Below are 18,903 nucleotides of genomic sequence, written 5' to 3'. Positions count from 1 at the left end.
CGGTTGCCGGGGTGCACCTCCGCGGGTCCGGGGTGCACCTCCGAGGAACGGGGGTGCGGCTCCGGGTGCCGAGGGTGCACCTTCCGAGCGACTCGCGTGCCCCGCACCAAGCGCCCACTTCAGCGTCAAGCCGCTGCCGCGCTGGCGCCCAGCACCCCCCTCAGCGTCAAACCCGCTGCCGCGACGGGTGTGCAGCGCCACCTTAAGCGTCGAACCCGCTGCCGCGCAGCGCCCTCTTTAGCGTCGTTAAATAAACACAGAAACGCCCCTGTCGGTTTCAGAGGGAAATAGACAGGGGCTCGCGTGACCCCAACCGGATTCGAACCGGTGTTACCGCCGTGAGAGGGCAGCGTACTAGGCCGCTATACGATGGGGCCGCATTTGCAACTCCACGAGTATGCCACATGGTCGGGGGGCTCACAAATCGAGGGATGTTCGTGTCTGGGGAGCGGGAATCTCGCGTTCCGAGAGGGGGCGGATCGGGCATCCCACGGGCCTGATTCGGTGTCGGAGGGGCGGCGTACTGTGGCGCCATGAAGGTCACGAAGTACGAACACGCGGCGCTCGTTGTGGAGGAGTCCGGGCGCCGGTTGGTCGTCGATCCCGGCAGCTTCACGCGCTCGCTCGGCGACATCGCCGACGTTGATGCGATCGTCGTCACGCACGAGCACGCCGATCACTGGACTCCGGAGCAGCTCTCGGCCCTGCTGGCCACGAACCCGGGGGCGAAGGTGTTCGGCAACGCCGGCATCGCAGCCGCGCTGGAGGGGTTCGCGGTCGAGACCGTCGCCGACGGGCAGACGGTCGAGGTCGGGCCGTTCACGCTCACGTTCGCCGGCACCACGCACGCGACGATCCACTCGACCGTGACCGTTCCCGCCAACACCGGCGTGCTGGTCAACGCGAAGCTCTTCTACCCCGGCGACGCGTTCTTCGTGCCGCCGTTCCCCGTCGAGGTGCTCGCGGCACCGGTGGGGGCACCCTGGCTCAAGATCGGCGACGCGATGGACTACGTGCTCGCCGTCAAGGCCGCGCGGTCGTTCCCGGTGCACGAGCAGACGCTGTCCGAGGCCGGCTTCGCGATGCACTCGTCACGCCTCGCGGCCATGGCCGAGTCGTTCGGCGGTTCGGGCGTCGTGCTGCAGGCGGGTGAGTCGCTCGAGGTGTGACGGGCCGGCGGTCGCTGGCCGCGGGCGAACTTTTCGCGCCAAGGCATCGCGTTTTACGTGAGGTAGCGGCGCGCGGCGCGATGCCTTGCGTGAATCGCGGTGCCAAGCGTGGTGCGGTGCGGGCGGGGCGTCGCACACACGGCAAGTCGCCCCGCTTCACGCAAGTCGCCCCGGCACGGCAGGGCGACTTGCGTAAAACGGGGCGACTCACGTGAAACGGGCGACTCGTGAGAAACAGGGCTACTCGGCGCGCAGCACGGACGGCGCGGCATCCCCACGGCGCGACACCCCCAGCGCGCGAGAGCCGCAGCCTGCGACTACTCGCCGGAACCCTTCACGCTCGACGAGCGGTTGTCGTCCAGCGCGACGTAGCAAATCGCGGTGTGCTGCCCCGAGTCCCACTCGTCGTGCGACGGCGCGAACGAGTCGTAGTCGAATTCGGAATCGTCGGCAGAGTCGCCCACGTACGTCTTGAAGTGCGAGAAGCAGGCCGCGTCGGCCGCGTCGTACAGGGTGCGATCCGACACGGACTCGACGGTGTCGGGCAGCGTGATCACCGCGAACGCCTCGCTGTCGTGGCTCGAGGTGCACGATTTCGGCAGGATGTCGTCGGTGAGGTCGTAGGCGTCGGCCAGATCGAAGCAGTCCCCCTCTTTGAGCGAGGTGGCCGGGGTCGTTCCGGTGGCGCCGTCGTCACCGTCGCCGGAGTCGCCGGCGTCGCTTCCGTCCGACCCGTTCAGGGGCTCCCACGACCCGGAGGACGCGCCCTTGCTCGAGAGCGCGCTCACGCCGACGACGAGTCCGAATCCCGCTCCCCCGAGGATCAGGAGCGCAGCGACCACGATCGCCACGATCACCAGGGTCGACTGCACCGGCGACAGCCGTCGGCGAGGCACGGGTGCCGGCGCGTAGCCCGCCGTGAGGTACGGCGCGGCCGTCGCTCCGCCGGGACCGTATGGACTGGGGTTGTACGAAGTCGAGCCGGGCGCACTCGCCGAGGCGGCTCCCCCGAAGGCGGACGCGCCGTACGGGGTGGACCGCTGCTGCGGCCAGGCCCCGGGCTGCTGCGCCCAAGCCGCGGGCTGCTGCGGCCGAGTCTCGGGCTGCTGCGGCGAGGCCGCAGGCGGCTGCGCTCCACCCGAAGGCGACGCGAATGCCACCGGCGCATCCGAGGAGGCCGACGAGCCGACGACGAGCACACGGACGCCCTCCGACAGGTCGCCCGTCGGCAGGGTCGTGGCGGCGTACCGAACGGCGGCGACCAGCGCGTGGGCGACCTCGTCCGCCGAGGCGGTGAGCGGCTGCCCGAGCGGTGCTGTGTACGGCTCGCCTCCGTCGGCCACCGGCGGGACCACGAGCCATCCGGCGGGCGAGCCGAGCAGGTCCAGACGACGGCTCTCGCCGAGAACGACGCGCAGGATGCTCGGGTCGGCCGACCCCGCCCCCGCACCGTCGTTCGCGCCCGGCGCGTCGTTCGCTCCCGAAGTGTCGACGTCGGAGTGGCCCTCGACGACCGCCGTCTCGACCCCGGGTGCCAGCGCGGAGAACGCCTCGCGGACGGTGGCCGGTGTTGCTGTGGTGCTGTCCGTCATGATCGAACGGGTCCTTCCCCCTCGTCGCCGCGTGATCTCTCGAACGGAATCGAGGCGGCCAGAGCGAGAGCTTACCGAGGGGCGGCGGGATGCCACGCTCCCCCGTCCGGGGCGCGTCGGACGATGCTCGCCGGCGGCACGAGCGTCCACTCTCGGCGCCCGGAGTCGAGACCGGACGACGGAGAATGGACGCCCGACACCCTGGCAGCGGCCGCAGCGACAACAACAACAGCCGCAGCCGCAAACGCAGCAGCAGCCACCACCGCGCCTACGCGTCGAGCCGCGTCAGCCAGCCGTGCGGGTCGGCGCGGCGGCCGTACTGGATGTCGGTCAGCTCGGCGCGGAGCGAGAGCGTCAGCGAGTCGGGGCCTGCGACGGGCGACACGATCGAGAAGCCCTCGCCCTTCAGCTCGGCGATCGGCACGACGACCGCGGCGGTGCCGCAGGCGAACACTTCGACGATGTCGCCGGATTCGACGCCGGTCTTCCACTCGTCGAGGCTGACTCGACGGCGCTCGACCTTGTGGCCGCGGTCTGCGGCGAGCTGCAGGATCGAGTCGCGCGTGATGCCCTCGAGGATCGAGTCGGACTCGGGCGTGACGATGGTGCCGTCTTTGTAAACGAGCACCACGTTCATCCCGCCGAGCTCTTCGATGTAGGTCGTGTCGACCGAGTCGAGGAACAGGACCTGCGAGCAGCCGTGAGCGTAGGCCTCTTCTTGCGGCAGGAGCGACGCCGCGTAGTTGCCGCCGGTCTTCGCCGCCCCCGTGCCGCCCTTGCCGGCGCGGGAGAAGTTCTCAGAGAGCCAGATCGACACCGGCGTGACCCCGCCGGTGAAGTAGGCGCCGGCCGGGCTGGCGATCACGTAGTAGCCGACCTTGTGGGCGGCGCGCACCCCGAGGAAGCTCTCGGTCGCGATCATGAACGGACGCAGGTAGAGACTCGTCTCGTCGGAGGTGGGCACCCACCCCTTGTCGACCCGCACGATCTGCTTGAGGGACTCGATGAAGTCCTCGGCCGAGAGCTCGGGCAGGGCGAGGCGGGCGGCCGAGCGCGCGAAGCGACGAGCGTTGGCCTCCGGCCGGAAGGTCCAGACCGAACCGTCTTCGTGGGCGTAGGCCTTGATGCCTTCGAAGATCTCTTGCGCGTAGTGGAAGACCGAGGCGGCGGGGTCGAGGGTGAGCGGACCGTAGGGAAGCACTGCGGCGTCGTGCCAGCCGCCCTCGGTGGTCCATTCGATGGAGACCATGTGGTCGGTGAAGTACTTGCCGAACCCGGGATCCGAGAGCATCGTCTCGCGCTCGGCATCGGCGCGGGCCGCGTCGTTCGGAGTGAGCTCGAAGTGGAGCGGGTAGGTGTCTGCAGCAGTCGTCATTCGCGGGATCCTGTCGGGAGAGGAGGGCCCTAGCGGGCCGAAGAAGGGGTGAGGATGCTCGAGACGCGTCGGGCGATCGCGTCGCCGATCTCGGTGGTCGAGCGCGCACCGTCGACCGTCGTGGTCCGGGCTGCGATGTCGGCCTCGACCGCCTCCGTCACCCGAGCGGCCGCCTCCAGGAGACCGAGGTGGTCGAGGAGGAGTGCCGTCGAGAGGATGGCTGCGGTGGGGTCGGCCTTCTGCTGCCCGGCGATGTCAGGGGCGGAACCGTGGACCGGCTCGAACATGCTCGGGAAGGCTCCGTCGGGGTTGATGTTGCCCGAGGCCGCCAGACCGATGCCGCCGCTGATCGCGCCGGCCAAGTCGGTGAGGATGTCGCCGAAGAGGTTGTCCGTGACGATGACGTCGAATCTACTCGGATTCGCCACCAGATGGATGGTCGCCGCGTCGACGTGCTGATAATCGACAGCGACTGTCGGATAGTCGACGGCCACGGCGTCGACCGTGCGCTGCCAGAGCGAGCCGGAGAACACCAGGACGTTGGTCTTGTGCACGAGGGTCAGCTTGTGGGCGGGACGCTTGGCCGCCAGCTCGAAGGCGTAGCGCACGACGCGCTCGACGCCGTAGGCCGTGTTGACGCTGACCTCGTTGGCGATCTCGTGCGGCGTGCCGGTGCGGAGGGAGCCGCCGTTGCCGACGTAGGGCCCCTCGGTGCCCTCGCGGACCACGACGAAGTCGACCGCGCCGGGGTCGGAAAGCGGCGAGGGAACACCCGGGTAGACCTTGGTCGGCCGGAGGTTGACGTAGTGGTCGAGGGCGAATCGCAGCTTGAGCAGGAGGCCGCGCTCGATGATGCCGCCCCGGAGCTCGGGATCGCGCGGATCGCCGCCCACCGCACCGAGGAGGATCGCGTCGTGCGTCGAGATCGCCGCGAGGTCGGAATCGGTGAGGATGTCGCCGGTCGCCTTGAATCGCGCGGCACCGAGGGAGAACTCGGTGACGTCGAAGTCGACCTCGCCGCCGTCGGTCGCGGCCCGCAGGACCTTGAGCGCCTCGGCCACGACCTCGGGCCCGATGCCGTCGCCGGGTATCGCGGCCAGTTTGACGGTGCGGCTCATGCGGGCTCCTTGCCTTCGTGCGGTGCGGTTCTGATCGTTCCAGCTTAGCGACGGCGAAAGGGCCCCACGGAGTTGTCCACAGGGCCCTTCGCAGTCATTCCAGGACGCCTACAGCGTGACGTCGATCTCGCGCATGATGTCGGCGTCGATGGCGCCGCGCACCTTCTCGAGCAGCCCCTCGGGCGCCGGGCTGTCGATCGTGAGGACGCTCAGCGCCTGGCCGCCGGCCGAGGTCCGGGCGATCTGCATCGAGGCGATGTTGATGCCGGCCTCGCCGAACTCCTTGCCGTAGACCGCGACGATGCCGGGGCGGTCGGTGTAGAGCATGACGATGTGGTGCTTCGCGAGAGGGACCTCGACGTCGTAGCCGTTGATCTCGACGACCTTCTCGACCTGCTTCGTGCCGGTGAGCGTGCCCGAGACCGAGAGCTGGGTGCCATCGGCCGTCGCGCCGCGGATCGTGAGGACGTTGCGGTACTCGTCGCTCGTGGCGTCGGTGATCAGGCGGACGGTGATGCCCATCTGCTCGGCCAGCACCGGCGCGTTGACGTAGCTCACCGTCTCCTGCACGGCGTCGGAGAAGACGCCCTTGAGCGCCGCGAGACGAAGGACGCTGACGTCGTATTCGGTCAGGTCGCCGTGGACCTCGACGTCGATCGTCGTGAGGGGGCTGTCGGCGAGGCCGGCGAAGACCTGGCCGAGCTTCTCCATCAGGGGGATGCCCGGACGCACGTACTCGTCGATGACACCGCCGGCGACGTTCACCGCGTCGGGGACCAGCTCGCCGCCGAGGGCGAGGCGCACCGACTTGGCGACCGAGACGCCCGCCTTCTCCTGGGCCTCGTCGGTCGAGGCGCCGAGGTGCGGCGTGACGACGACGTTGGGCAGCGCGAGGAGGTCGGTGTTCGTGGGGGGCTCCGAGACGAAGACGTCGAGGCCGGCACCGGCGATGACGTCGTTCTTCAGCGCCTCGAACAGGGCGTCCTCGTCGATGAGCCCGCCGCGGGCCACGTTCACGACGAACGCGGTCGGCTTCATGAGTGCGAGCTGGTCGGTCGAGAGCATGCCGGTCGTCTCGGGCGTCTTCGGCATGTGGATCGTGACGAAGTCGGCCTGAGCGAGCAGCTCGTCGAGCGAGAGGAGGGTGACGCCGAGCTGCTGGGCACGGGCCGGGGTGACGTAGGGGTCGTAGGCGACGATGTTCATGCCGAAGGCCTGCAGGCGGGCGGTGATCAGGGCGCCGATGCGGCCGAGGCCGATGATGCCGACGGTCTTCTCGAAGAGCTCGACGCCGGTGAAGGCGGAACGCTTCCACTGCCCCTGGGCGAGGGCGTTGTGAGCGGCCGGGATGTGGCGGGCGAGGCTCAGGATGTGCCCGACGGTGAGCTCGGCGGCGGAGATGATGTTGGAGGTCGGCGCGTTCACCACCATGACGCCGGCCTGCGTCGCCGCCTTGATGTCGACGTTGTCGAGGCCGACTCCGGCGCGGGCCACGACCTTCAGCTGCTTGCCGGCGGCTATGGCCTCGGCGTCGACCTTCGTCGCGGACCGGACGAGGATCGCGTCCGCGTCGGCCAGAGCGGCGAGGAGCGCCGGGCGGTCGGTGCCGTCGACGTTGCGGACGTCGAAGTCGGGGCCGAGGGCGTCGACGGTGGCGGGCGAGAGTTCTTCAGCGATCAGGACGATCGGTTTGGGCACGAGCTGCGCCTTTCGGAGTGGGAGAGCAGGTGATGGGAACCCCCGCGGCGGACGACGCAAGGTCTTCTCACACTATCGGCGGGCATCCCACGCTCTCGGCCCCAGGCGGCCTCTGCAGGCTCGAAGCTGTGAATCAGCAGAATTTGCGCAGGAACGCCGGACCATATTCACCGCCGCTCGACGCGATCACGGCGCCGGCCGAGCAGGAGCCGCCTCAGAGCAGGGACGACACCTTGAACACGTAGGCGGTGAGGCTGACCGTCAAGGCGCAGACGGCCGCGTAGGTCAGAGCGAACGACACGAGGCGCACGCGCAGGCTGCGACCCCGACCGAGGCGGAGGGCGACGAGGTAGCCGACGACGGGCACCAGGAGCACCGCGATGAGAGCCGGCCAGGGCGTGGTCTTGGCGAGTTCGGGCGCACCGCCCTTCGTGACGAAGTCGCGATAGGCGTCGAACTGCGCGGGCACCTGCGTGAGGTTGCCGACGGCGGCGTAGATGCTCCAGGCGAAGATCACGCCGGCCACGAGCAGCAGGACCGCCACGGCGCGAGGGCCCGCGGGATGCTCGACCGCGCCCTCGCCGTCGAAGGAGTCGGGGCCTTCCGCCTCGGGCCCCTGCGTCTCGAGAGGCTCGTCTTCGAGGCCGGGTGTCGCGTCGCTCGTGCTCATGCGCTCGCTCCGATCAGGAAGGGCCACGGGATCAGGACGACCACGCCGACGACGAACCAGACGAAGCGGCGGCTCGGCTTCGCGACCGGGACCAGGTACACGGTCGCGAGGAACCAGATGACGGGGCTCGCGACGGCGAACCAGGTGCCGATCCGCCACATCCAGTCGGCGAGAGGGCTGGCGAACGACGGGGCCACGTTCGAGATCGACTTGAGCCAGGCCACCGCGAAGAGCAGGAAGATGGCGCCGAAGACGCCGTGGACCACGAGCATCGTCGAGCTCATGACACCCTCGGGCAGTTCGTCGTCGTCGCCGTCGTCGTCTTCGAGGCCCTGGTCGGGAACCCAGCCCGTGCGCTCGACGACCGGCCCCTCGACGTAGCTCTTGTCGCTCGACTCGCCCCAGCTGAGGGCCTCGTCGTCGTCGTCGGAGGTGCCGACGCCGGCCTCGTCGCGGCCCGAATCGACGCTCATGCGCTCACCGGCCTCGGGGTCTTGCGGGCGGAAGCCTCCGCCTTGAGGGACGCCAGCTTGTCGGTGAACACGGCGAGGAGGGCCGGGAACAGGGGATGCTCGGGGTAGATGCCCGTGAGGGTCTGCGTGAGCAGCGGGGCGCCGACGCCCGAGCGCAGCAGCGACTGGAGCTCGCGGCTCTCGACGTCGTCGGTCACGTCGAAGTCGAGAGCCGCACGCACGGCGAGGACGAGATGGTCGCTCGGGAGCCCGCGTTCGGCCAGTTGCGCGGCGGGACCGACGAGACGCTCGTGGCGGCTGATCTTGCTGAGCGGATTGCGACCGACTCGACCGGTGGTGTCGGGCAGGTGCGGGTTGGAGATGCGCTCGAGGTTCTTCTCGATGTAGGCCTGCTGCTCGTCGGGATCGAGGCCGTACTTCGCGACGAGGAGTGATTTGGTCTCGGCGAGGACGCCGGCCACCACCGCGTGGACCTCGGGGTCTTCGAGCGACTCGCGGACGCTGTCGAGGTGACGGGTGTAGCCGAGGTAGGCGGCCGTGGCGTGCGCAGTGTTGACCGTGAAGAGCTTGCGCTCGATGAAGGGAGCGAGGTCGTCAACCCAAGTGACGCCGTGGATCTCGGGGAGCGCGAGGCGGCCGTCGAAGGGGCCGCTCTCGACCAGCCATTCGAAGAACGACTCGATGGTGACGTCGAGACCTGGCGACTGCTCGGGGACGATGCGGTCGATCGCGCAATCGGCCCAGATCGCGTTGACGCCGTCGTCGGTCGCCCGCACGATCGAGCCGAGAGTGCCGGAGGCGTTGATCGCGGTCTCGCAGGCGATGACGACGAGAGGATCGCGATCGCCGGCTCGGAGGGCGAGGCCGGCCGCGAGTGCCGGAGCGAGCGACGGGAGGACACGAGGCCCGACGGACGTCGTGACGATGTCGGCGGTGGCGATCTCGGCGACCACCTCGTCGAGCTGACGGCGGTTGTTGAGGGCCCGGTAACCGGAGACCTCGAGGACCCGGGAGTCGCCGCCGATCTCGTGCACGCGATAAGCACCCTGCTCGTGGAGCGCGGACACGACGGCGTCGTCGACGTCGGCGAACACGACCTCGTACCCCGACGCGCTCAAGAACTGCCCGACGAAGCCTCGGCCGATGTTGCCGGCCCCGAAATGGACCGCCTTCTTGCTCAAAGCCATCCCTCGATCATGCCAGACGTGCGTGTGGGGCCCGTGACACGGAAGGGCCTCGCGGGCGAGGCGAGACCCTTCCGTGATGTTGCAGCCAGTGCAGCGATCAGTGCAGTGCGGCGATTCAGCGGGCGGCGCTGCCGTCGACGTAGTCGGCGTCCTGCTGCTTCCAGGCGAAGAGCGCACGGAGGTCGTGGCCCGTGGCCTCGATCGGGTGCTGCTCGGCCTTGGCGCGAAGGGCCTTGAACTCGGGTGCTCCGGCGTCCTGGTCGTCGATGAAGCGCTTGGCGAAGGCACCCGACTGGATGTCCGCCAGGACGGCCTTCATGTTGTCTTTCACGTCGGGCGTGATGACGCGCGGGCCGGAGACGTAGTCGCCGTACTCGGCCGTGTCGGAGACGGACCAGCGCTGCTTGGCGAGGCCGCCCTCCCAGATCAGGTCGACGATCAGCTTGAGCTCGTGGAGCACCTCAAAGTAGGCGATCTCGGGCTGGTAGCCGGCCTCGGTGAGGGTCTCGAAGCCGTACTGGATGAGCTGCGACGTGCCACCGCAGAGGACCGCCTGCTCGCCGAAGAGGTCGGTCTCGGTCTCTTCGGTGAAGGTCGTCTTGATGCCGCCGGCGCGAAGGCCGCCGATGCCCTTGGAGTAGGACCAGGCCAGGTCCCAGGCGGAGCCGGTGCCGTTGACCTCGACGGCCACGGTGACGGGGACGCCACGGCCGGCCTCGAATTCGCGACGGACGGTGTGACCGGGGCCCTTGGGGGCGACGAGGATGACGTCGACGCCCGAGGGGGCCTCGATGTAGCCGAAGCGGATGTTGAAGCCGTGACCGAAGACGAGCGCGTTGCCGGCCTGGAGGTTCGGGGCGATGTCGTCGCGGTAGACGATGCGCTGGACCTGGTCGGGAGCGAGGATGACGATGACGTCGGCCCAGGCGGACGCGTCGGCCGGCGTGTGCACGGTGAAGCCGGCCTCTTCGGCCTTGACACGGCTCTTCGAGTCGGGCTTGAGACCGATGACGACCTCGACGCCGGAGTCGCGGAGGTTCAGCGCGTGGGCGTGGCCCTGCGAGCCGTAGCCGATGACGGCGACCTTCTTGCCCTGGATGATCGACAGGTCGGCGTCTTTGTCGTAAGCGATTTCAGTCACGTGAGTGGTTCTCCTTGTTGGTGGTCGTACGTGGTGCGTGAAGTGGTGGGGTCAGTTCTTGAAGACGCGGTCGGTGATGGACTTGGCCCCGCGGCCGATGGCCAGGAGGCCCGACTGCGAGATCTCCTTGATGCCGTAGGGCTCGAGGACCCGGAGCAGCGCGGTGGTCTTGCCCGTGTCGCCGGTGACCTCGATGACGAGAGCGTCGGTGGACACGTCGACGACGCTCGCCCGGAAGAGGTTGACGGCTTCGAGGACCTGGGAGCGGGACGTGTTGTCGACCCGCACCTTGATCAGCATGTGCTCGCGCTGCACGGACTGCGAGTAGTCGAGTTCGACGATCTTGATCACGTTGATCAGCTTGTTGAGCTGCTTGGTGACCTGCTCGAGCGGGAGCTCTTCGACGTCGACGACGACCGTGATGCGGCTGAGCCCGGGGATCTCGCTCTTGCCGACGGCCAGGCTCTCGATGTTGAAGCCGCGGCGGGCGAAGAGTCCGGCGACGCGGGTCAGCAGACCCGGCTTGTCTTCGACCAGCAGGGACAGGACGTGGCTCATGCGTGCTCTCCGGTCATGTCGCCGTCGCGGGTGGTGTCGGTGGCACTCGTGCCGGGCGCTTCGTCGTCCCACTCCGGAGCGAGCTCGCGGGCGTGCTGGATGAGGGAGTTGCTGACGCCCTGCGGCACCATCGGCCACACCATGGCGTCACGGCTCACGACGAAGTCGATGACGACCGGACGATCGTTCGTCTCGAGGGCGAGCTTGATGGCCGCGTCGATCTCGTCCTCTTTGCGGACGCGGATGCCCAAGGCACCGTAGGCGTCGGCCAGCTTGACGAAGTCGGGCACCATGCGGGTCTCGTGCCCGGTGTTGAGGTCGGTGAACGAGTGGCGACCCTCGTAGAACAGCGTCTGCCACTGGCGCACCATGCCGAGCGACGAGTTGTTGATGATCGCGACCTTGATCGGGATGTCGTTGATGACGCAGGTGGCGAGCTCCTGGTTGGTCATCTGGAAGCAGCCGTCGCCGTCGATCGCCCAGACGACGCGATCGGGCTGGCCGACCTTCGCCCCCATGGCCGCGGGCACGGAGTAGCCCATCGTGCCGGCACCGCCGGAGTTGAGCCAGGAGTGCGGGCGCTCGTATTTGATGAACTGCGCGGCCCACATCTGGTGCTGCCCGACGCCGGACGCGTAGACCGCCTCCGGCCCCGTGAGCTCGCCGATGCGCTGGATCACGTGCTGCGGCGAGAGGAGGCCGTCGTCGGGCTCGCTGTAGCCGAGCGGGAACTCGGCGCGGAGGCCGTCGAGACGCGCCCACCAGTCGGTGAGATCGGGCTTGCCGCCCGCTGTCACGTCGGCGTAGGCCGCGGTCAGGTCGATCACGACCTCGCGGGCGTCGCCCACGATGGGAACGTCGGCGATGCGGATCTTCGAGATCTCGGCGGGATCGATGTCGACGTGCACGACCTTGGCGTCGGGCGCGAACAGCTCGGCCTTGCCGGTCACGCGGTCGTCGAATCGAGCGCCCAGCGCGATGATGAGGTCGCTCTCCTGCAGACCGAGCACCGCCGGAACCGTGCCGTGCATGCCGGGCATGCCGAGGTGCTGGGGGTGGGTGTCGGGGAACGCGCCACGGGCCATCAGCGTCGTGACGACCGGAGCACCGGTGGCCTCGGCGAGAGCGAGAAGCTCTTTCGAGGCCCCGGCGCGGATGACGCCGCCGCCGACGTAGAACACGGGGCGACGCGATTCGGAGAGCAGCTGCGCGGCCGCGGTGATCTGCTTGCCGTGGGCCTTGGTGACCGGCCGGTAGCCGGGCAGCTCGACGCTGTCGGGCCAGACGAACGGGGCGCTGTTCTGCTGAGCGTCTTTGGTGATGTCGACGAGCACGGGGCCCGGACGACCGGTGGAGGCGATCTGGTAGGCCGCGGCCAACGTGGCGGGGATGTCTTCCGGCTTGGTCACGAGGAACGAGTGCTTCGTGATCGGCATCGTGATGCCGACGATGTCGGCCTCCTGGAAGGCGTCGGTGCCCATCAGCGTCGAGAAGACCTGCCCCGTGATGGCGAGCAGCGGGACGCTGTCCATGTAGGCGTCGGCGATGGCCGTGACGAGGTTCGTCGCGCCAGGGCCCGACGTCGCGATCGCGACGCCGACCTTGCCGGATGCGGCCGCATAGCCCTCGGCCGCATGGCCGGCGCCCTGCTCGTGTCGGACCAGGATGTGACGGATGGTGGTGGACGCCATCAGCTCGTCGTAGAACGGGATGATCGCGCCGCCGGGGAGGCCGAAGACGTCGGTGACACCGAGCTTCTCGAGGGAGCGGAGGATCGCCCCGGAACCGGTGAGGATCTCGGGTGCGTTCGACCGCGGACGCGGCGGGGCGCTGGGCAGGGGGGTGGACTCTGGAGGCATCGGTGCCGTCTTCTCCGAATGGTGATGAGTTGTCTGATGAAAGGGCCGCCGTGAGGGGCCCACCCGCCTGTCGGTCGGAGCCGTGATGCTAGGAGGCGGAGCCTCTCAGTAGGTCACGGCACCTTCCGCTGCCGAGCGGACCTGGCGGGCGTACTTTGCCAGGACACCGCGGGTGTACACGGGGGGCAGCGGGGCCCAGCCGTCACGGCGAGCGTCAAGCTCTGCCGGATCGACGAGTAGGTCGATCGAGCGAGCAGCGATATCGACCCGAATCAGATCACCATCGCGCACGAACGCAATCGGACCTGCGTCGACTGCTTCGGGTGCTATGTGGCCGATGCACAGGCCGGTTGTGCCGCCTGAGAATCTGCCGTCCGTCAAGAGTAGTACATCTTTGCCGAGCCCCGCGCCCTTGATGGCCGCCGTGATGGCGAGCATCTCGCGCATGCCGGGGCCGCCCTTGGGGCCCTCGTAGCGGATGATGACGACGTCGCCCTTCTCGATGGTGCCGTCGGTGAGGGCGTCCATCGCCGAGCGCTCGCGTTCGAACACCTTGGCCGGGCCCTCGAAGACGTCGGCGTCGAAGCCGGCCGTCTTGACGACCGCGCCTTCGGGCGCGAACGTGCCGCTGAGCACGGTGAGGCCGCCGGTGGGGTGGATGGGGTTGTCGAGCGTGCGGAGGACCTTGCCGTCGAGAGCCTTGGGCTTGATCTCGGCGAGGTTCTCGGCGACGGTCTTGCCGGTGACGGTCAGGCAGTCGCCGTGCAGCAGGCCCGCGTCGAGCAGCGCCTTCATGACCACGGGGACGCCGCCGTGCCGGTCCACGTCGTTCATGACGTACTCGCCGAAGGGCTTGAGGTCGCCGATGTGCGGCACCTTGTCGCCGATGCGGTTGAAGTCGTCGATCGTGAGGTCGACCTCGGCCTCGTAGGCGATGGCGAGGAGGTGGAGGACGACGTTCGTCGAGCCGCCGAAGGCCATTGCGACGGCGATGGCGTTCTCGAACGCCTTCTTCGTCAGGATCTGACGTGCCGTGATGCCGTGGCGGAGCATGTTGACGACGGCCTCGCCCGAGCGGTGGGCGAAATAGTCGCGGCGGCGGTCGGCGGAGGGCGGCGAAGCCGAGCCGGGGAGGCTCATGCCGAGGGCCTCGGCCACGCTGGCCATCGTGTTGGCGGTGTACATGCCGCCGCAGGCGCCTTCGCCCGGGACGATGGCGCACTCGATGGCGTGGAGGTCTTCGTCGCTGATGGTGCCGGCCTTGGCGGCGCCGACCGCCTCGAACGAGTCGATGATGGTGACGTTCTTCTCGGTGCCGTCGGACAGCTTGACCCAGCCCGGGGCGACGCTGCCGGCGTAGAGGAACACGCTGGCGAGGTCGAGGCGGGCGGCGGCCATGAGCATGCCGGGCAGCGACTTGTCGCAGCCGGCGAGGAGGACCGACCCGTCGAGGCGCTCGGCCATCATGACGGTCTCGACGCTGTCGGCGATGACCTCGCGCGAGACGAGGGAGAAGTGCATGCCCTCGTGGCCCATGGCGATGCCGTCGGAGACCGAGATCGTGCCGAACTGCAGCGGGTAGCCGCCGCCGGAGTGGACGCCTTCCTTGGCGCCCTGCGCGAGGCGGTCGAGCGACAGGTTGCAGGGCGTGATCTCGTTCCAGCTGGAGGCGATGCCGATCTGCGGCTTGCTCCAGTCGGCGTCACCCATTCCGACGGCCCGGAGCATGCCCCGGGAGGTGGTTGCTTCGACGCCATCGGTCACGTCTCTGCTACGAGGCTTGATGTCGACGCCGTTCTCATTGAGGATCTCAGGCATGCCGCTCAGTTTAGGCGCTGCGCCGGGCCGGCCCGGACGCCCCAGCACGACCTGTGGATAAGCGGGAGGAGTCCTTACGCCGTGTTACGAAGCGCTGCCCGGACGGCAAGCCGTCAGGGGGTGGGCGATGTCGACGAGACGGAGGCCCCGGCTGGGCTCGGCGTCATCTCGAGAAGCCCGGCGGTGAGGTTCCAGGTGGTCGACACCGAGCCGTCGCCCGTGGCGATGTCGAGGCGGACTCCGCTGGCGAGCACCTGATCGCGAGCGGTGCACGAGCTCGCGACGCTCGCCCCCTCGCTCATGACGAGGCAGAACGAGTGATCGTCTCCGCGGCCGATCCAGACCTTGGCCTCGCCCTCGGCCTGCCCCCACTCGGCCAGGACGCGCCGCGTGCTGGTGGGGTCGATCCCGGGCACGAGCACCGCCGGCTGGTCGCCCTCGGCCTGCGCGGCCGCGAAGTACCGTGCTCCGACCTGCTCCGCCTCGATGCCGAGCGCTGCAGCGGCCGCGGCGGAGGCGGCGGCCGTCGAGGTAGCGGCGGCAGCGGACGACGACACGACCGCTCCGCTGGCGGTGTCCACCGTCACGGTCTTGCCGCCTTTCGACGGCGAGGCCGGGCTGACGCCCGAGAGGTCCTGGAAGGCGGTGCCGTGCGCGGCCGTCGTCTCCTGATGCGGCACGAGACCGGCGACCGCTGCGCCGACGAGACCCGCCGCGACCACGAGGGCGCCCACGGCGAGCAGCCGCCTCCCCCGGCGGTCGCGGGTCGACGCCGGAGCGGACGGACCCTGCGACGCAGACGGACCCGGAGCGGAGGGACCCTGCGACGAAGACGAACCCGGCGCGGACGGAGCGGGGGAAGGCACGTCCGGTGCCGTCGCCGCCTCGACCTCCGCCGCGCCGAGCGGAGACGAGAGGGGGATGCCCGGGCTCGCCGTCAGACGCCGGAACTCGTCGATCTCGGCGGCGGTGGGAGTGCCGCCGTCGAAGAGGAGGGCTTCGAGTTCGCGGCGCCGTGCATCCGCCGCGGGCCCCGGAGGGTGGTGCCCGCTCGTCTCCCCGACGCCGGTCATGAAGGGAGAGTAACCCCGATGTCGGCCCTGTGGGGCACACTCGCAGCATGGATCTCAAGACGGTTCTCCATGACTACCTCCGCGTGCGGCGAGACGACCTTCTGGCGAAGCTGGACGGCCTCTCCGAATACGACGCGCGTCGACCCCTGACGCCCACCGGCACCAACCTCCTCGGGCTCGTCAAGCACGTCGCCAGCACGCAGCTCGGCTACTTCGGCGAGGTCTTCGATCGGCCCTCGCCGGTGACGCCGGTCTGGCTCGCCGAGGGAGCGGCGGACGACGACGACCTCTGGGCGCCCGAGTCCGAGTCCCGGGCCTCGATCGTGGAGTTCCACCGCTTCTCGGCCGAGCACAGCGATGCCACGATCGACGCCCTCGACCTCGACTCCCCCGGGGTCGTGCCCTGGTGGCCGGTCGACCGGCGCGACGTCACGCTCGGGCGGATCCTCGCTCACATGATCGCCGAGACCGCCCGCCATGCCGGCCACGCCGACATCGTGCGCGAGCTGATCGACGAGTCCATCGGCAACGGCCGCGGGGATCCCAACATCCCGTCACGGAGTGCCGAGGAGTGGGCGGCGTACCGGGCGCGCATCGAGCGGGCGGCTCGCGCGGCCGGCTGAGCGGTCGCCGTCGGCTCGAACACATGTCAGCGGAGTGAACCTGCCGCCTAGGAGGGGTGTTCGTGCCGGGCGAGTGTGTTCGAGCGTCGCGCGCCCGCCGGGCTAGGCCCGTCCGAGGTGGGCGCGGAGCTCGGCGAGGTCTTCGAGCACGTGGGCGACGTCGGCGGGGGCATCCACCCGGAATCGGGCCGCCGTCTCGCCGCGACCGCACTTGAGGCCGAAGTCGGAGTCGCCGAGAGCGCGGAAGCCGTCCTCGTCGGTCACGTCGTCGCCGGCGAAGAACACGGCCGTCGCCCCGGTCAGCTCGCGGAGGCGGTCGAGCGCATCGCCCTTGGACGCCGACTTGACCGAGTACTCGAGCACGTTCTTGCCGAGACGTTCGGTGACGCCGGGCGCCTCCACAGCGATGCGGCGGCGGACCTCGGCCTGGACCGCCGTCGTGGTGGCCTCGTCGGCCAGGCGGGTGTGGAGGGCGAACCCGGCCGGCTTCTCCTCGACGATCACGGAGTCGTAGGGAGCCGAGGCCTCGTGGAGGATCGTCTCGACCGTGCGCCGCAGCGCGAGTTCGTCGTCGGACAGGGAGACCTCGGTGGAACCGCCGACGCGGTACTCGACTCCGTGCGAGCCGACCAGGAGGAAGCTCGCGGGGGCCTCCGAGACCTCCTGCAGACTGGCGAGGGCGCGCCCGGAGACCAGCGCGACCGAGGTGCCCGGCTGGTCGACGAGCCGGAGCAGCGCGGCCTGCGCGTCGGGGAGGGCGCGCGCGGCACCGGGCTGGTCGACCTCGGGTGCGAGGGTGCCGTCGAAGTCGAGGGCGACGAGGAGCGTGGGGGTCGTCGCGATCACTCCGAGAGCGTCGGAGAGAGCGATGGACGGGTCGACGCTCGTCATGCGGCGCCCTCCGTGCCCTCGTTGGCCTCGTCGGCGTCCGACGACGCGGCCGCACGGGTCGAGGCGGGGGATTCCGCCTTCTCCCCCGTCGTCGTGGAAGTCGAGGCGATGGCGCTGATGCTCGAACCCGGGCGCACGTCTTCGAGGGCCTGCAGGAACTTGGCGGACCAGCGGGCCACGTCGTTGTCGAGCACACGCCGGCGTAGGGCGCGCATCCTCGTCACGCGATCGCGTTTCGGCATGGAGATCGCTCGCATGATCGTGTTCTTCAGCCCGCCGATGTCGTGCGGGTTGACCAGCAGGGCGCTGCGGAGCTCGTCGGCGGCCCCGGCGAACTCGGAGAGGATGAGCACCCCGTCGTTGTCGTGCCGCACGGCCACGTACTCTTTCGCGACGAGGTTCATACCGTCGCGGAGAGCCGTGACCAGCATGATGTCGGCGGCCAGGTAGAGGGCCACCATCTCTTCGCGCGGGTAACCGTGGTGGTGGTAGCTGATGGCGGTGTGGCTCATCGTGGCGTAGTCGCCGTTGATGCGGCCGACGGTCAGCTCGATCTCGTCGCGGAGGGCCATGTAGGCCTCGACCCGCTCACGGCTGGGCGAGGCGACCTGGACGAGCGTGGCGTCCTCGACGCTCAGCCGCCCGTCGGAGAGGAGTTCGCCGAACGCCTTCATGCGGTGGCGGATGCCCTTGGTGTAGTCGAGCCGGTCGACGCCGAGGATCACGGTCTTCGGGTTGCCGAGCCCCTCGCGGATCTCGCGGGCACGGGCCTGGATGTCGGGGCGGCGCGACAGCGACTCCCAGTCGGCCGAGTCGATGGAGATCGGGAACTGCTTGGCGAGGACGCGACGGACGGTCTTGCCCCGCCGCGAGCGCGGTGCCGACTCGTCGTCGACGGGCACCTCGATATAGGGGCGCGTCGTGCTGTAGCCGAGGAGGTGTCGCACGGCGCGCGAGAAGTTGGAGGCGTCGTCGGCGCGCTGGAAGCCGATCACGTCGGCCCCGAGGAGGCCCTCGAGGATCGCCTCGCGCCAGGGCAGCTGCGAGAAGATGCCGAGCGGGGGGAACGGGATGTGGTCGAAGAATCCGATGGTGAGGTCGGGGCGGAGTTCGCGGAGCATCTTCGGGACGAGCTGGAGCTGGTAGTCCTGCACCCAGACCACGCCGCCCTCGGCCGCGACGGAGGCGGACTTCTCGGCGAACCGGCGGTTGACGGCCACGTAGGCCTCCCACCAGACGCGGTGGTAGGTGGGCGGCGAGATGACGTCGTGGTAGAGCGGCCAGAGCGTGTCGTTGCTGAAGCCCTCGTAGTAGCGCTGCACCTCTTCGGCGCTCAGCGGGACCGGGACGATCGTGATGCCGTCGTTCTCGAACGGGTCGACGTCGAGGTCGGGCTGGCCGGCCCAGCCGACCCAGGCGCCCTCGTTCGAGCGCATGACGGGCTCGAGGGCGGTGACGAGACCGCCGGGCGAGTGCTCCCACTTGACGTCGCCGTTCTCGTCGATCGTGTGGTCGACGGGAAGGCGGTTGGAGACGACCACGAACGGGTAGGTCTTCGGGTCAGAGGTGTCTGTCATGGCCGGGGTTGCTCCGCTCGTCTCCCCGGGTCAGGTTCGTCCGGGGATCTCAGGCTATCAGCGGGGTACGGCCCGCCGATC

16 protein-coding genes and 1 tRNA gene are annotated in these 18,903 nt (G+C 69.5%); 2 read left to right on the top strand and 15 right to left on the bottom strand.

Annotated elements, in window-relative coordinates:
- Positions 1–304: 304 nt before the first annotated feature.
- A tRNA-Glu gene (locus tag ABEA39_RS01215) sits at positions 305–377 on the bottom strand.
- 156 nt (positions 378–533) lie between these two features.
- On the opposite strand from ABEA39_RS01215, the gene ABEA39_RS01210 reads away from it, so the two are divergent.
- Complete coding sequence (locus ABEA39_RS01210; protein WP_345372277.1) at positions 534–1,169, top strand: MBL fold metallo-hydrolase; 636 nt, start codon at positions 534–536, stop codon at positions 1,167–1,169.
- A 317-nt stretch (positions 1,170–1,486) separates the two neighbouring features.
- On the opposite strand, the gene ABEA39_RS01205 is transcribed toward ABEA39_RS01210, so the two are convergent.
- The 12 genes from ABEA39_RS01205 to ABEA39_RS01150 form a co-directional block, all read right to left on the bottom strand.
- Entirely contained in the window at positions 1,487–2,761 is a 1,275-nt protein-coding gene (locus tag ABEA39_RS01205; RefSeq protein WP_345372274.1) for a septum formation family protein, read from the bottom strand.
- 268 nt (positions 2,762–3,029) lie between these two features.
- Positions 3,030–4,136, bottom strand: a complete 1,107-nt coding sequence (locus tag ABEA39_RS01200; RefSeq protein WP_345372271.1) for a branched-chain amino acid aminotransferase — start codon at positions 4,134–4,136, stop codon at positions 3,030–3,032.
- A 29-nt stretch (positions 4,137–4,165) separates the two neighbouring features.
- Positions 4,166–5,254 carry a 3-isopropylmalate dehydrogenase gene (locus ABEA39_RS01195; protein ID WP_345372269.1) on the bottom strand — a complete coding sequence of 363 codons (1,089 nt, stop codon included), beginning with the start codon at positions 5,252–5,254 and terminating at the stop codon, positions 4,166–4,168.
- A gap of 108 nt (positions 5,255–5,362) precedes the next feature.
- Positions 5,363–6,952: a phosphoglycerate dehydrogenase gene (gene serA / locus ABEA39_RS01190; protein ID WP_345372266.1), complete on the bottom strand. Its 1,590-nt coding sequence runs from the start codon at positions 6,950–6,952 to the stop codon at positions 5,363–5,365.
- A 214-nt stretch (positions 6,953–7,166) separates the two neighbouring features.
- Complete coding sequence (locus ABEA39_RS01185; protein WP_345372263.1) at positions 7,167–7,622, bottom strand: hypothetical protein; 456 nt, start codon at positions 7,620–7,622, stop codon at positions 7,167–7,169.
- Positions 7,619–8,095: a hypothetical protein gene (locus tag ABEA39_RS01180; protein ID WP_345372261.1), complete on the bottom strand. Its 477-nt coding sequence runs from the start codon at positions 8,093–8,095 to the stop codon at positions 7,619–7,621. The genes ABEA39_RS01185 and ABEA39_RS01180 overlap by 4 nt, the downstream gene beginning before the upstream one ends.
- Entirely contained in the window at positions 8,092–9,282 is a 1,191-nt protein-coding gene (locus ABEA39_RS01175) for a mannitol-1-phosphate 5-dehydrogenase (RefSeq protein WP_345372258.1), read from the bottom strand. The genes ABEA39_RS01180 and ABEA39_RS01175 overlap by 4 nt, the downstream gene beginning before the upstream one ends.
- A 115-nt stretch (positions 9,283–9,397) precedes the next feature.
- Entirely contained in the window at positions 9,398–10,423 is a 1,026-nt protein-coding gene (gene ilvC, locus ABEA39_RS01170; protein WP_345372254.1) for a ketol-acid reductoisomerase, read from the bottom strand.
- Positions 10,424–10,474: 51 nt separating this feature from the next.
- Positions 10,475–10,981 (bottom strand): acetolactate synthase small subunit, encoded by a 507-nt coding sequence (gene ilvN, locus ABEA39_RS01165; RefSeq protein WP_123504973.1) that lies wholly within the window; start codon positions 10,979–10,981, stop codon positions 10,475–10,477.
- Positions 10,978–12,840 carry an acetolactate synthase large subunit gene (locus ABEA39_RS01160; protein WP_345372246.1) on the bottom strand — a complete coding sequence of 621 codons (1,863 nt, stop codon included), beginning with the start codon at positions 12,838–12,840 and terminating at the stop codon, positions 10,978–10,980. The genes ilvN and ABEA39_RS01160 overlap by 4 nt, the downstream gene beginning before the upstream one ends.
- Positions 12,841–12,945: 105 nt before the next feature.
- Positions 12,946–14,658 (bottom strand): dihydroxy-acid dehydratase, encoded by a 1,713-nt coding sequence (gene ilvD, locus ABEA39_RS01155; protein ID WP_345372244.1) that lies wholly within the window; start codon positions 14,656–14,658, stop codon positions 12,946–12,948.
- 113 nt (positions 14,659–14,771) lie between these two features.
- Positions 14,772–15,731 (bottom strand): hypothetical protein, encoded by a 960-nt coding sequence (locus tag ABEA39_RS01150; protein WP_345372242.1) that lies wholly within the window; start codon positions 15,729–15,731, stop codon positions 14,772–14,774.
- Positions 15,732–15,778: 47 nt separating this feature from the next.
- Between ABEA39_RS01150 and ABEA39_RS01145 the strand changes: the two genes are divergently transcribed.
- Positions 15,779–16,354: a DinB family protein gene (locus tag ABEA39_RS01145; protein WP_345372240.1), complete on the top strand. Its 576-nt coding sequence runs from the start codon at positions 15,779–15,781 to the stop codon at positions 16,352–16,354.
- A 102-nt stretch (positions 16,355–16,456) separates the two neighbouring features.
- Here the strand turns inward: ABEA39_RS01145 and otsB are convergent, their stop codons facing one another.
- Both otsB and ABEA39_RS01135 read right to left on the bottom strand, forming a co-directional pair.
- The gene (otsB, locus tag ABEA39_RS01140) at positions 16,457–17,245 is read right to left on the bottom strand and encodes a trehalose-phosphatase (RefSeq protein WP_345372238.1); all 789 of its coding nucleotides are present in this window, start codon (positions 17,243–17,245) and stop codon (positions 16,457–16,459) included.
- Complete coding sequence (locus ABEA39_RS01135; RefSeq protein WP_345372235.1) at positions 17,242–18,822, bottom strand: alpha,alpha-trehalose-phosphate synthase (UDP-forming); 1,581 nt, start codon at positions 18,820–18,822, stop codon at positions 17,242–17,244. Before ABEA39_RS01135 ends, otsB begins: the two co-directional genes overlap by 4 nt.
- Positions 18,823–18,903: the final 81 nt, after the last annotated feature.

The organism is Frondihabitans cladoniiphilus (genome assembly GCF_039544345.1).
Classification (GTDB): domain Bacteria; phylum Actinomycetota; class Actinomycetes; order Actinomycetales; family Microbacteriaceae; genus Frondihabitans; species Frondihabitans cladoniiphilus.
This window is presented reverse-complemented; position numbering and strand designations above follow the sequence as displayed.

What these genes read in the sequence shown, in the direction of transcription:
- ABEA39_RS01210 (WP_345372277.1), top strand. Translation starts at nt 534, where the DNA reads ATGAAGGTCACGAAGTACGAACACGCGGCGCTCGTTGTGGAGGAGTCC.
- ABEA39_RS01205 (WP_345372274.1), bottom strand. Translation starts at nt 2,761, where the DNA reads ATGACGGACAGCACCACAGCAACACCGGCCACCGTCCGCGAGGCGTTC.
- ABEA39_RS01200 (WP_345372271.1), bottom strand. Translation starts at nt 4,136, where the DNA reads ATGACGACTGCTGCAGACACCTACCCGCTCCACTTCGAGCTCACTCCG.
- ABEA39_RS01195 (WP_345372269.1), bottom strand. Translation starts at nt 5,254, where the DNA reads ATGAGCCGCACCGTCAAACTGGCCGCGATACCCGGCGACGGCATCGGG.
- ABEA39_RS01185 (WP_345372263.1), bottom strand. Translation starts at nt 7,622, where the DNA reads ATGAGCACGAGCGACGCGACACCCGGCCTCGAAGACGAGCCTCTCGAG.
- ABEA39_RS01180 (WP_345372261.1), bottom strand. Translation starts at nt 8,095, where the DNA reads ATGAGCGTCGATTCGGGCCGCGACGAGGCCGGCGTCGGCACCTCCGAC.
- ABEA39_RS01175 (WP_345372258.1), bottom strand. Translation starts at nt 9,282, where the DNA reads ATGGCTTTGAGCAAGAAGGCGGTCCATTTCGGGGCCGGCAACATCGGC.
- ilvN (WP_123504973.1), bottom strand. Translation starts at nt 10,981, where the DNA reads ATGAGCCACGTCCTGTCCCTGCTGGTCGAAGACAAGCCGGGTCTGCTG.
- ABEA39_RS01160 (WP_345372246.1), bottom strand. Translation starts at nt 12,840, where the DNA reads ATGCCTCCAGAGTCCACCCCCCTGCCCAGCGCCCCGCCGCGTCCGCGG.
- ilvD (WP_345372244.1), bottom strand. Translation starts at nt 14,658, where the DNA reads ATGCCTGAGATCCTCAATGAGAACGGCGTCGACATCAAGCCTCGTAGC.
- ABEA39_RS01150 (WP_345372242.1), bottom strand. Translation starts at nt 15,731, where the DNA reads ATGACCGGCGTCGGGGAGACGAGCGGGCACCACCCTCCGGGGCCCGCG.
- ABEA39_RS01145 (WP_345372240.1), top strand. Translation starts at nt 15,779, where the DNA reads ATGGATCTCAAGACGGTTCTCCATGACTACCTCCGCGTGCGGCGAGAC.
- otsB (WP_345372238.1), bottom strand. Translation starts at nt 17,245, where the DNA reads ATGACGAGCGTCGACCCGTCCATCGCTCTCTCCGACGCTCTCGGAGTG.
- ABEA39_RS01135 (WP_345372235.1), bottom strand. Translation starts at nt 18,822, where the DNA reads ATGACAGACACCTCTGACCCGAAGACCTACCCGTTCGTGGTCGTCTCC.